The organism is Xenorhabdus vietnamensis, from assembly GCF_002127535.1.
GTDB classification, from domain to species: domain Bacteria; phylum Pseudomonadota; class Gammaproteobacteria; order Enterobacterales; family Enterobacteriaceae; genus Xenorhabdus; species Xenorhabdus vietnamensis.
In genome coordinates this window covers 103,818-116,162 of record NZ_MUBJ01000006.1, presented here as the reverse complement: position 1 = coordinate 116,162, position 12,345 = coordinate 103,818, and the positions used below count along the sequence as shown (strand labels likewise).

At 44.5% G+C, this 12,345-nt stretch carries 11 protein-coding genes and 1 CRISPR repeat array; of the genes, 9 read left to right on the top strand and 2 right to left on the bottom strand.

Annotated elements, in window-relative coordinates:
* Position 1: 1 nt before the first annotated feature.
* A complete protein-coding gene (locus Xvie_RS07655; RefSeq protein WP_086108820.1) occupies positions 2–394 on the bottom strand; it encodes a bleomycin resistance protein in 393 nt (130 codons plus the stop codon).
* A 228-nt stretch (positions 395–622) separates the two neighbouring features.
* A complete protein-coding gene (locus tag Xvie_RS07650; RefSeq protein ID WP_086108743.1) occupies positions 623–874 on the bottom strand; it encodes a transposase in 252 nt (83 codons plus the stop codon).
* A 946-nt stretch (positions 875–1,820) separates the two neighbouring features.
* On the opposite strand from Xvie_RS07650, the gene Xvie_RS07645 reads away from it, so the two are divergent.
* The 9 genes from Xvie_RS07645 (at position 1,821) to gntU (ending at position 12,279) form a co-directional block, all read left to right on the top strand.
* Positions 1,821–2,141: a type V toxin-antitoxin system endoribonuclease antitoxin GhoS gene (locus Xvie_RS07645; protein WP_086108742.1), complete on the top strand. Its 321-nt coding sequence runs from the start codon at positions 1,821–1,823 to the stop codon at positions 2,139–2,141.
* A gap of 58 nt (positions 2,142–2,199) precedes the next feature.
* A CRISPR array of direct repeats spans positions 2,200–4,305; the repeat unit is 29 nt; unit sequence CGGTTTATCCCCGTAGGTACGGGGAACAC.
* Positions 4,306–4,582: 277 nt separating this feature from the next.
* On the top strand, positions 4,583–4,888 hold the full coding sequence (locus tag Xvie_RS07640) for a PTS sugar transporter subunit IIB (protein WP_086108741.1): 306 nt from the start codon (positions 4,583–4,585) through the stop codon (positions 4,886–4,888).
* Positions 4,889–4,913: 25 nt separating this feature from the next.
* Positions 4,914–6,215 carry a PTS sugar transporter subunit IIC gene (locus tag Xvie_RS07635; protein WP_086108740.1) on the top strand — a complete coding sequence of 434 codons (1,302 nt, stop codon included), beginning with the start codon at positions 4,914–4,916 and terminating at the stop codon, positions 6,213–6,215.
* Between the two features lie 18 nt (positions 6,216–6,233).
* Complete coding sequence (locus tag Xvie_RS07630) at positions 6,234–6,581, top strand: PTS lactose/cellobiose transporter subunit IIA (RefSeq protein WP_086108739.1); 348 nt, start codon at positions 6,234–6,236, stop codon at positions 6,579–6,581.
* A 13-nt stretch (positions 6,582–6,594) separates the two neighbouring features.
* Complete coding sequence (locus Xvie_RS07625; RefSeq protein ID WP_086108738.1) at positions 6,595–7,902, top strand: 6-phospho-beta-glucosidase; 1,308 nt, start codon at positions 6,595–6,597, stop codon at positions 7,900–7,902.
* A 38-nt stretch (positions 7,903–7,940) separates the two neighbouring features.
* Positions 7,941–8,936, top strand: coding sequence for a LacI family DNA-binding transcriptional regulator (locus Xvie_RS07620; RefSeq protein WP_086108737.1), 996 nt, complete (start codon positions 7,941–7,943; stop codon positions 8,934–8,936).
* Positions 8,937–9,084: 148 nt separating this feature from the next.
* The gene (gene gntR / locus Xvie_RS07615; protein WP_086108819.1) at positions 9,085–10,080 is read left to right on the top strand and encodes a gluconate operon transcriptional repressor GntR; all 996 of its coding nucleotides are present in this window, start codon (positions 9,085–9,087) and stop codon (positions 10,078–10,080) included.
* A 253-nt stretch (positions 10,081–10,333) separates the two neighbouring features.
* Complete coding sequence (gene gntK / locus Xvie_RS07610) at positions 10,334–10,945, top strand: gluconokinase (protein WP_086108736.1); 612 nt, start codon at positions 10,334–10,336, stop codon at positions 10,943–10,945.
* Positions 10,942–12,279, top strand: coding sequence for a gluconate transporter (gene gntU / locus Xvie_RS07605; protein ID WP_086108735.1), 1,338 nt, complete (start codon positions 10,942–10,944; stop codon positions 12,277–12,279). The genes gntK and gntU overlap by 4 nt, the downstream gene beginning before the upstream one ends.
* The last annotated feature ends 66 nt before the right edge of the window (positions 12,280–12,345 follow it).

Here is a 12,345-nt window from a genome sequence, read left to right as displayed (position 1 = left end):
CTTATTTGTGTTCGATATATTGACTGAACCGGAGTAAATAACCATCTGGGTCTTGAACAAGGAATTCTCTCTGGCAGGCTTGGGTATCACCTATGTTGTAATAATTGTCTTTCAGTGGGCGATAGAGCTCGATTTTGTTAATTTGTAGGTTTGCTAGAATTGGGGCGACATCATCCACTTCAATTTGAAAATTGATTCCACGACCTAAAGGCTTGCTGAGTTCTCCGGTATTCCAGCCACTATCATGGAATGCTTCCAGCATTAATTGTGCCTCACCTAAACTTAAATAGACAAAATCAGGATTTTCGCGTCGAATTAGTATTTTGAACCCTAATACTCGTTGATAGAAATCGAGGGATGCAGAGAAATCAGTCACAGTGAGTTCCGGCACCATGCGATTCCAGTAAGTTGTTTCTGTTGTGTTGGTGATCAAAGTGTTTTCCTGCTTGAAAAAAATAGCGCTTTAATTAAAAAATCAGTCAAATATTTTCCGTTAACAACGGATTTGGATAAATTACCCTATCTTATATTGTTCCCTCATTAGTATTTTCCTTATATGGAATATTGATCACATTTAAAATTATGTGAGGAAGTAATAGTAAAAGTTATATAACATCACGATTTAAATTTTAATGACTGTCGTTATAGTGATCTGTAATAATTCCTGAGTGGATTTTAGTGACATTGTTTGTTCTGGATGTTTAATTTTTTCTCTTGGGAATTTATTTGTCATTTCCATAGCCTCTCTGAGCCATCTATATAACGTACTTTTAGATATTCCCAGTGTTTTAGCTAGAAAAGAAATACTGACGCTACGAGGTGATATAATTTTTTCTTGGATAGCACGTTTAAATTCGGTTGGATATCGTGGCATAACTGCTCCCCATAAAAAATTTTCTGTCCGATTGTTGTAAAATGTAGCCTATGTTCATTGGATGTCAATGTGTAAATGCAAGATGCCATAAAAAAGAAAAAAATAACTTATAAAAATAAGAATATAATCATCAATTATTCAAGTCGATATAGCGTATAAATTTTTTTATCCAAGTAGGTATTTATCCCCGTATTTATGGGGAACATAAATAGATAAGCCATAAAAGTGAAAATAATAACGGTTTATCCCCGTACTTACGGGGAATACTTTTCTGTATTTGCCAGAATCAGTGAGATTGAATTTTAGTAAATCACCATAAATATGTCTTTATAGCCTAGTCCCATAGTGTAGTAGAAATCAGAGAAAGGTTTTACTTTTATTTAAACAGAAGGAGAGATAGAAATGACCGCTGTTGTTATTCGTCAATTTGGCAATGCTAACATTATTATCACGAGGAAATAGGTTATTTGTGTTCCCCGTATCTACGGAGTTAATAGCTATAAATACCCTGTTTATTCTACAAAAGACATATGTAAGCTATTATGAGGAGTTTTCTACTCCTTACATTTTTTAGCACTGCTATACTGAAAGGTATTACGGCATTTTGACGAGTTTAGACCGCTTTTAACAGGATGGTATTTTGAGCAAGTTTCCTTACTAAAGAATAGATATTTATAAATTTTATAGCTACAAAATACTCTATTATTTTCTAATTAATGCTTAATCCTACCATTTTTTAAATTAAGGGAATCTCAGCCTTGAATTATAGGGAGAGTGGTTCCTCAAATAACTGTGATTTATTGATATGGCGTGAAGATATTAATGACTGCTACATTCACCAACGAACCACAATCCCCTCAGAAATATGGGATGTGGCTATAACTTATTGTGATCAAGAAAGTAGATGGTTTGGTTTTTTCTTAAATAATATTGAGAGGGCTAAAAAATGGCTACTTACATGGTTCGTGTTGAAATTTTTGGGGCAGGCTTAAGAGAATACGAGTTACTTCATGAATCAATGAAGCTAATTGATTTTAATAGAAACATCAGATCTTCCGATGGTCAGATAATGGCTTTACCTACAGGAACTTATGTAGGAACCTCGTTAAATACTGCGGCACAGATAAGAGATAAAGTTAAGAGATTAGCAGATCCATTATCATCAAAAGCTGCTGCTATATTTGTTTGTCAATATGGTGAATGGGCTGCTTACCTGTACTCGGCATCAGTATCTGCGTCTGCATCAGCATTCTCATCTGAATCCTGATAGTTTTAATCTTAAGCAAGCTGGTTCCACAACAAATAGTTTGGCGGCCAGCTTTTTGTGGTTTATCCCCGTAGGTACGGGGAACACCATCGGGAAGCTAAAGATATTTTCGTAAAGCCCGGTTTATCCCCGTAGGTACGGGGAACACCTCATGTTATTGCTTCATTTTATCCGAATTAACGGTTTATCCCCGTAGGTACGGGGAACACTTTAATGAATCCATTGGGATTATCTGTAACCTCGGTTTATCCCCGTAGGTACGGGGAACACTTTTCCAACTTAATATCTAAAACAACTAAGGACGGTTTATCCCCGTAGGTACGGGGAACACTGCTGGCAATGCTGTCGTTATCACCGCGATAACGGTTTATCCCCGTAGGTACGGGGAACACGTATCGACGAAGAGTAGAACGCAAAAATCTCAACGGTTTATCCCCGTAGGTACGGGGAACACTTTAGATTTTGATGGTTTATTTCTGATAATTTCGGTTTATCCCCGTAGGTACGGGGAACACTATGGACTGCTAGTGATTTGGATATGACTAGGCGGTTTATCCCCGTAGGTACGGGGAACACCACAGTACATGATATTAGGCGGACAGGTTCAACGGTTTATCCCCGTAGGTACGGGGAACACGGGGAATTTTGCATTGGAGGCAATCCGGTTAGCGGTTTATCCCCGTAGGTACGGGGAACACTTCTGCAAACTGTTCCGGCGTTCCTCCGGTTTCGGTTTATCCCCGTAGGTACGGGGAACACCATTTTTTGCCATCCTTTGATTTTGATAGCACCGGTTTATCCCCGTAGGTACGGGGAACACGGCATGACATTGCAGAGTCACCAGATTGTGAAACGGTTTATCCCCGTAGGTACGGGGAACACCCGTCAATCACGACCGTACCGAGAAAAGCTTCCGGTTTATCCCCGTAGGTACGGGGAACACAACTATGTCATAAATTTTAATATAGGCCGCACCGGTTTATCCCCGTAGGTACGGGGAACACCCCATCACTGAGAACAGTTTCTGGTTCAGTTCCGGTTTATCCCCGTAGGTACGGGGAACACTCAATCAGAAATTCGTCCAGTGCCGCGCAGACCGGTTTATCCCCGTAGGTACGGGGAACACGCGCACTTCTTTTTTACTCATGATGTAAATTGCGGTTTATCCCCGTAGGTACGGGGAACACCACTCATCGTTTATTTCCCATCCTAATATTTTCGGTTTATCCCCGTAGGTACGGGGAACACTTCATGTCGGTATAAATCCCGATGGGTTCATCCAGGTTTATCCCCGTAGGTACGGGGAACACGCTTGAATCCAACCAGCCATCTTCTCTGGTGGCGGTTTATCCCCGTAGGTACGGGGAACACAACACGTCCCACAGATAGCACCTCAGAATACCCGGTTTATCCCCGTAGGTACGGGGAACACCATCTATCTCAGGATAGCTGATTATTTATCCACGGTTTATCCCCGTAGGTACGGGGAACACTGTTCAACTATTTTGGACGAATTCCATAAGATCGGTTTATCCCCGTAGGTACGGGGAACACCAGGATTCACTGAAATTCAGTTGCACATTGTCCGGTTTATCCCCGTAGGTACGGGGAACACTGTTCAACTATTTTGGACGAATTCCATAAGATCGGTTTATCCCCGTAGGTACGGGGAACACCAGGATTCACTGAAATTCAGTTGCACATTGTCCGGTTTATCCCCGTAGGTACGGGGAACACTGTTCAACTATTTTGGACGAATTCCATAAGATCGGTTTATCCCCGTAGGTACGGGGAACACCAGGATTCACTGAAATTCAGTTGCACATTGTCCGGTTTATCCCCGTAGGTACGGGGAACACTGTTCAACTATTTTGGACGAATTCCATAAGATCGGTTTATCCCCGTAGGTACGGGGAACACCAGGATTCACTGAAATTCAGTTGCACATTGTCCGGTTTATCCCCGTAGGTACGGGGAACACACGGACAGGCTTCTTGTGGGGTTTTAATGCATAGGTTTATCCCCGTAGGTACGGGGAACACTTGATTACGCCTGTTTTTGTCTTGTATTTTACCGGTTTATCCCCGTAGGTACGGGGAACACAGGCAAAGGAAGCGGGTTTACTGACGAGCGGCAGGTTTATCCCCGTAGGTACGGGGAACACTCTAATTTTATCCAGCTGTTTTGTAAGAATTTTTTAGGGCGGAAAAATTCTACCATTTTTTTCGCTTATAAATCAGTCAAATTCTTCCTTTTATTTTTCTTTACTTATTATTTGTATTACCGAGCGTTTCATCTACTTACTTCATCATGGCTTATTAAATTATGAGACTCCCATCGCAGCAATCGCAAAATAACCTGTTACCTTAACCTAAATGAGAGCGCTCTCATAATTTATTTAAGAGAAATAATAACGAGATAACAACAAAGAGAACAAAACTATGAAAACAATTTTATTGTGTTGTGCGGCAGGGATGTCCACCAGCATGTTGGTGCAACGTATGCAGTCGGAAGCTGAAAAACAGGGGCTGGAAGTGGCGATCAGGGCTGTTCCAGCTATGGAATTGGAAGGATGTATCCATGAAGCCGATGTGATTTTGCTCGGGCCGCAAATTCGGTATGAGCTTGCCCGTTTTACCGCGCTGGTTGAACCGCTGGGTAAGCCCATCAGCTTGATTGATATGTTGGATTACGGCGCGCTTCGCGGTGATAAGGTATTGGAACATGCCTTGAGTCTGTTGGAATAAAATTTTCATCAAACGGAGTGGGTCTATGAGTATTTATGCTTCCATGATACGTATTATAGAAAGCCATATCGCTCCCATTGCAGGCAAGATCGGTGGGCAGCGGCATATTATCGCGATACGTGATGGTTTTATCTCCGCCATGCCCTTTCTGATTATCGGCAGTATTATGTTGATTGTGGCTAATCCACCTTTTGATGCTCAAACTTCATCTTCCTTCGGTCAGGCTTGGCTGGCGTTTGCCAAAACCCATTGGACAACCATTACGATGCCTTTCTTTATGACGATGGGATTGATGAGTGTCTTTGTCTCCATCGGGACGGCCTATAGTCTGGCAAAGTCTTATGGATTGGATGGATTGACTTCTGCTTTATTGTCTTTAATGGCGTTTTTGCTGGCGGCAGCGCCACAGGTTGAAAATAAAATGCCGCTAGATTTTCTGGGAGGGGCAGGGGTATTTACTGCGTTGATTTGCGCAATTTGGTCGGTAGAGTTGATTCGATTACTTAAAAAATACAATATCGCCATCCGTATGCCTTCTCAGGTTCCACCTGCTATTGCCCGATCTTTTGAATTGCTGTATCCCGTTATTGGTATTCTGCTGACGGTTTATCCCATTAGTTTGTTGCTGCAAAGTGAGTTTAATCTGTTGCTCCCCGCTGCCGTAATGCAGCTATTTCAGCCACTGATTGCTGTCGGAGATACATTGCCCGCCATTATGTTGTTGGTGTTGATCGCTAATTTACTGTGGTTTGCCGGTATTCACGGAGACAATATTGTCACCGGGCTGCTTAATCCGATCTTTATGACCAATATCGCTGCCAATGCTGCGTTAATGACTCAGGGAATGGCAACCACTCAAATTCTGACCGCGCCTTATTGGTCTTTTTATGTTTGCATCGGCGGTTCAGGTTCGACACTGGTATTGGCGTTCCTTTATCTGCGTAGTCGCTCAATTCATTTGAAAACTATTGGCAAACTGAGCGTTGTGCCGGCCGTGTTCAATATCAATGAACCGTTGCTGTTTGGTTCTCCGGTCGTAATGAATCCCACATTATTGATCCCGTTGCTGCTTGTGCCTCTGGTAAATGCGGTGTTGGCTTATGGTGCCCTGCATTTGGATTTAGTGCAAAAGATGATTGCCATCGCACCGTGGACTGCGCCAGCCCCGATTGGCGCGTTGATTTCTGCTGCCTGGGATTATCGGGCACTTGTACTGGTCGGGTTATTGATGGTGATTGATTTGCTGATTTGGTATCCCTTCTTCAAGGTGTATGAAAAACAGCTTTTGGCTGAAGAGCAGCGGGCACAGGCTTCGGTGAAGCAATAATTTCAGGGGGATGGAAACGTGTCTATTGATTTTGAACAACAGAATTTTGAACAACACATTATTGAGTTACTGGTACATGCCGGTAGTGCGCGTAGCAGTGCCTTAATGGCTTTGCAGCAGGCGAAAGAGGGAGATTTCCGGCAGGCCGAAGTGTTGATGGAGGAGTCTCGACGGGAAACCCGTGCTGCTCATGTTATCCAGACAAAACTGATTGGGCTGGATGAAGGAAGCGGAAAATTGCCTATCAACTTGATCACAGTTCATGCCCAGGATCACTTGATGAACGCGATGGTAATTCAAGATCTTGCCGACAACATAATTGATCTCTATCAGCGCTTGCCAGCATCTGATCGTCAGACAGCATAAAAAAGGGGGAAATATGAAACCGATCAAAATTACTGTGATTGGTGGTGGCAGTAGTTATACACCTGAATTAGTCGAAGGAATTATTCAACGTATCCAAATGATCCCACTTTCTGAATTGGCGCTGGTGGATGTGGAAGCTGGGCGACAGAAGGTGGAGATCATTGCGGGACTGACGCGCCGTATGCTGGATCATCATGGTTTACAGCAGGTTGTGGTTCGTGTGCACTATTCGTTAGATGAAGCGATCAAAGGAGCCAGCTTTGTCCTCACTCAGCTTCGTGTTGGTCAGCTTCCCGCCCGCGCTGCTGATGAGCGTTTGGGATTGAAATATGGTTTGCTCGGGCAAGAGACAACGGGGGTGGGTGGATTTGCCAAAGCGTTGCGCACGATCCCCGTTTTGTTGGAGATAGCGCATAAAGTTGAACATCTTGCACCGGATGCATGGATCATCAATTTCACCAATCCGGCAGGGATTGTGACAGAAGCCGTTTCTCGTTATAGCAAGGCCAAGATCATCGGATTGTGCAATGTACCGATCACGATGCATCACATGATCGCCAATATGTTGCAGCACTCATATCAGGATGTTCAATTGCGTTTTGCTGGTCTCAACCATATGGTTTGGGTGCATCAGGTATTGGTGAATGGCAAGGATGAAACAGAGAAAGTGCTGGAGTTGCTGTGCAACGGCGCAGAATTGACGATGAACAATATCAGGGAAGAACCTTGGCCGCCGGAGTTTTTGCGGGCATTGGGGGCGATCCCGTGTCCTTATCATCGCTATTTCTACCAGACCGATAAAATGTTGCAGGAAGAAAAAGAGAGTGCGGCGAATAAAGGAACACGGGCAGAGCAAGTGATGCAAGTGGAGCGAGAATTGTTTGAGCTGTATGCTGATCCAAAGTTGGATCACAAGCCTGAGCAATTGCGTTTTCGTGGTGGATCTTTCTATTCTGAGGTCGCACTGGAATTGATTTCTGCAATCCACAATAATCTCGGCACACAGTTGGTTGTCAATACAGTAAATTGCGGAGCTATTCATGGGCTGCCAGATGATGCGGTGGTTGAAACTAACTGCATTGTGGATGCTCAAGGAGCACACCCTCTGGCATTTGGTCGCTTGCCGGGCAACATGTTTGCTTTGACGCAGCAGGTGAAAGCCTTTGAACGTTTGACGATTGAAGCCGCAGTGCATGGTGATCGCAAGGCTGCTCTGCTGGCATTGGTGACACACCCCTTGATTGCTGATGTTGCTCTGGATTCGTCACTATTGAATGAAATATTGGAAATCAATCACATGTATTTATCAACATTTCAATAAAACAGGAACTGGTTCATTTGGAATTACAAGGAAAAAGCATGGTAACACTGGAAGATGTGGCTGCTTACTCTGGTGTTTCCCGCGCCACGGTATCAAGGGTTGTCAATGGTGATAAAAATGTGAGGGCGGTAACACGTACCAAAGTGGAAAATGCCATTATGGCGCTGGGATACAGTCCCAATCTGGCCGCGCGTGAATTGGCATCTAATCAGAGCAATACTCTGGGATTAGTGACAACGTCCTATCGGGGCGGCTTTTTCGGTGCTTTGATGGATAGCATTCAGACAGAAGCAGAATTGCATGGCAAACAGCTTTTGGTTACGCAGGGGAGAAATAGTGCGGAAAATGAATGGCAGGCCATTACTCATCTGCACAGTTTGCGCTGCAATGGAATGATTCTGCATGTGCGTACCATCAGCGATGATAAATTGCGACAACTTGCCCATGCAGGGCGCTCTTTTGTGTTGTTGGATCGTTTGGTGGCAGGGCTGGAAGAGCGTTGTGTCGTATTTGATCATCATAAAGCCAGTTATCTCGCAACCCAGACATTAATTGAATATGGACATACTCGTATCGCCTGTATCAGTGGTTCTTTGTCCCGAAATCCAAGCCAGCAACGTCGTCAAGGGTTTCTGGATGCGATGAAGGATGCTGGATTACAGCCGATTGCCTGTTTGGAGGGAGAATATGATCTGCAAAGTGGCTATCGGCAAACTCGCGCTATTTTAACAAGCTCTTCTTTGGCAACATCGGTAATGTCACGGCCTGATGCCCTGTTTTTCTGTAGTGAAGAAATGGCTCTTGGCGCACTGTTGGCGATAACTGAGCAGGGTTTGAATGTTCCCGAAGATATCTCCATTATCTGTTACGACAGTGGGGAACGTGCGGCATTTATTCATCCTGCATTGACCAGTGTTCATTTTCCCATCACGGATATGGCGCGTTTTGCCATGCGCCTGCTGCTTGAACCCGATACGCTACATCCCGCATTTACGCCCCAAATTATTTATCGGAATTCACTCAGGCGAGTGTAAATCATCACAGTTTCAAAAATTGTTACTTAACGAGATGAGAGAGGGGTGGCATTTTTCACTAAAAAGCATGTTGTTATTGTGTATAAATATGTTAAAACCGCCTGCTATTCATCTGTATCTATCAATAACTGATTGCATCACATTTAACATGAAGAAAAAACGCCCAGCTTTGCAAGATGTTGCCGACCTCGTTGGGGTCACTAAAATGACGGTCAGCCGTTTTTTACGTAATCCAGATCAGGTTTCTGAAGCATTGGGAAAACGAATCGCGGAAGCTGTGGAGCAACTTGGTTACATCCCCAACCGTGTACCAGATATCCTTTCTAATTCCACCAGCCGTGCAATAGGTGTTTTGCTTCCTTCATTGACTAATCAGGTCTTCGCCGAAGTTATTCGTGGCATTGAGCATGTAACTGATCGCAACGGATATCAGACCATGCTTGCCCACTATGGTTATTCCGCCCAGAAAGAAGAAGAACGTTTGCTTTCCCTGCTTTCTTACAATATTGATGGCTTGATTCTGGCAGAGCGCACGCATACGCCCAAGACGTTGAAAGTGTTGCAGACAGTAGGCATTCCCGTGGTTGAACTGATGGACAGTGTATCACCCTGCCTTGATATTGCCGTTGGGATCGATAATTTTGAAGCCGCACGTGAGATGACGATGGCGATGATCAAACGTGGTCGCAAAAACGTGATTTATCTTGGTGCACGACAGGACGAGCGAACACTGATCCGTTTGCAGGGGTATGAAATGGCAATGTACAGCGCTGGGCTGCAACCGAGAAAAATAATGACGCCAGCCAGTTCATCCTATTCATTGGGAGCGCAGCTTTTACAGGAAACCTGCCAGAAATATCCCGACGTTGATGGCCTGTTTTGTACGAATGATGATATCGCTATCGGAGCGATTTTCGAGTGCCAGCGACAGGGGATCAAAGTGCCGGAAGAGATTGCGGTAGCCGGATTCCATGGCCATGATATCGGTCAGGTAATGACGCCAAAACTTGCCAGCGTGCTGACTCCTCGTGAGCTAATGGGGCGCAAGGCTGCGGAATCTCTGCTTGCTCGTTTGAAGGGGGAAAAGCTGGAGCAAACTCTTATCGATGTTGGATTTACCCTTTCATTGGGCGAAAGCATTTAATAAATAAAAGTGTTTAATTTTTGTAGCTCAAAATGATGCTTTCTCATCTTCAAGTGCGATAAGCCTCACATTTTCCTTTTTTGTCGATCTTGATTGATTGCTCACCATCCTGCGCTGCTGTTAATGTTACCGGTAATAAGTTACCGGTAACATTTTTGTGGGTAATATTTTATAGATAATATTTCATAGCTAAAATTTTGCAGGTAAGTCACAGAGATCGCTAAGCAGTAAGATCTGCATAAAGGAGTTTGATATGAGTGATACCCAACAGCCAAACCATGTTTTTGTATTTATGGGGGTATCCGGCAGCGGTAAATCCGCGGTTGCCAGTGGTGTTGCCCATGAACTTGGGGCTGCATTTCTGGATGGAGACTTTCTTCATCCCCGCGCTAATATTACCAAAATGGCGCAAGGCCACGCTTTGGATGATGATGATCGTCAGCCGTGGTTGAAGGCACTCAATGATGCCATTTTTGCCATGCAGCGTACTAACCCTGTCTCTCTGCTCGTGTGTTCTGCCTTGAAAAAAAGCTATCGGGATATATTGCGTGATGGCAATAACAACCTGTCATTCCTCTATATGGAAGGGGGTTTTGATTTAATTGAAAGCCGTCTGAAAGCACGCAAAGGGCACTTCTTCAAACCGCAAATGCTGATCTCACAATTTGAAACACTGGAAGAGCCAGACAGTGATGAAAAAGATGTCCGACATATTGATATCAAACCTGATCTTGATGACGTCATCAAAAATGCGATTAAAGTCATTGAACACATTCAATCCATCAATCATGCAGAAGCTATTGATCATGTAGAAGCCATTGATCATATAGAAACCGTTGGTCGTATCAGCGAGGGGCATTCATGAGCACTTTAACTCTGGTTTTGACAGCTGTCGGCTCTGTTCTTCTATTATTGTTTCTGGTGATGAAAGCCAGAATGCATGCTTTTATTGCCTTGATGCTGGTTTCCATGGGGGCAGGGATTTTTTCTGGTATGCCATTGGAGCAAATCACTCAGACAATGCAAAATGGTATGGCAGGTACTTTGGGATTCCTTGCCGTTGTTGTGGCTCTCGGTGCGATGTTTGGCAAGATCCTGCATGAAACAGGGGCTTTAGACCAGATTGCAGTAAAATTACTGGGTAGCTTTGGTGAAAAGCGAGCTAACTATGCATTGGGTATGGCTGGGCTTATTTGTGCATTACCACTTTTTTTTGACGTGGCAGTCGTATTGTTGATTGGTGTGGTATTTGCGGTTGCGCGTCGTACTAATGGCAATGTCGTGAAACTGGCGCTCCCATTGTTTGCGGGTATTGCAGCCGCCGCAGCGTTTTTGGTTCCGGGGCCAACTCCGATGATGCTGGCTTCCCAAATGGGGGCTGATTTTGGCTGGATGATCCTGATTGGGCTGAGTGCCGCAGCTCCCGGCATGTTATTGGCTGGCCCGCTATACGGTGACTTTATCAGCAAATATGTAACTCTGGATTTACCGAAAGATCTGAGCACACCAAGCATTGGAAAAAGCCAGATGCCTTCCTTTGGTTTCAGTCTGGCGTTAGTACTGTTCCCATTGGCGTTGGTTGGTTTAAAAACCATTGGTGCGCGTTTTGTTGATCAACAATCTACGCTATACCATTGGCTGGAATTTATTGGTCATCCTTTCACGGCGATTTTGATCGCTTGTCTGGTGGCGATTTACGGTCTGGCAATCCGTCGTGGCATGAGCAAAGAGAAAGTGATGGATGTTTGCTCTGCGGCGATTCAACCAGCGGGGATTATCCTGCTGGTAACGGGTGCCGGCGGTGTATTCAAACAAGTGCTGGTGGATTCTGGTGTTGGCCCTGCGTTGGGTAATGCCTTAATTGGTGCTGGTCTGCCAATCGCATTGGCATGTTTTATTCTGTCGGGTGCGGTACGTGTGATTCAGGGGTCAGCAACTGTGGCGTGTTTAACTACGGTGGGGCTGGTTCTGCCAGTGATTGGGGAACTGGGCTATTCCGGTGCACAAATGGCGGCATTGTCAGTGTGTATTGCCGGTGGTTCTTTGGTACTTAGCCATGTGAACGATTCCGGTTTCTGGCTGTTCGGTAAATTTACCGGTGCGACAGAAGTACAAACCCTGAAAACCTGGACGATGATGGAAACCATTCTCGGTACAACCGGCGCGATTATTGGCATGATCTATTTCGCAATGCTGTGATTAGATAAAGCCTTTTCAAGCGGCATCTTATGATGGATAAGATGCCGTTTTATGTTATTCCCGTGC

What these genes read in the sequence shown, in the direction of transcription:
- Xvie_RS07650 (WP_086108743.1), bottom strand. Translation starts at nt 874, where the DNA reads ATGCCACGATATCCAACCGAATTTAAACGTGCTATCCAAGAAAAAATT.
- Xvie_RS07640 (WP_086108741.1), top strand. Translation starts at nt 4,583, where the DNA reads ATGAAAACAATTTTATTGTGTTGTGCGGCAGGGATGTCCACCAGCATG.
- Xvie_RS07620 (WP_086108737.1), top strand. Translation starts at nt 7,941, where the DNA reads ATGGTAACACTGGAAGATGTGGCTGCTTACTCTGGTGTTTCCCGCGCC.
- Xvie_RS07655 (WP_086108820.1), bottom strand. Translation starts at nt 394, where the DNA reads ATGGTGCCGGAACTCACTGTGACTGATTTCTCTGCATCCCTCGATTTC.
- gntR (WP_086108819.1), top strand. Translation starts at nt 9,085, where the DNA reads ATGAAGAAAAAACGCCCAGCTTTGCAAGATGTTGCCGACCTCGTTGGG.
- Xvie_RS07645 (WP_086108742.1), top strand. Translation starts at nt 1,821, where the DNA reads ATGGCTACTTACATGGTTCGTGTTGAAATTTTTGGGGCAGGCTTAAGA.
- gntU (WP_086108735.1), top strand. Translation starts at nt 10,942, where the DNA reads ATGAGCACTTTAACTCTGGTTTTGACAGCTGTCGGCTCTGTTCTTCTA.
- Xvie_RS07635 (WP_086108740.1), top strand. Translation starts at nt 4,914, where the DNA reads ATGAGTATTTATGCTTCCATGATACGTATTATAGAAAGCCATATCGCT.
- Xvie_RS07625 (WP_086108738.1), top strand. Translation starts at nt 6,595, where the DNA reads ATGAAACCGATCAAAATTACTGTGATTGGTGGTGGCAGTAGTTATACA.
- gntK (WP_086108736.1), top strand. Translation starts at nt 10,334, where the DNA reads ATGAGTGATACCCAACAGCCAAACCATGTTTTTGTATTTATGGGGGTA.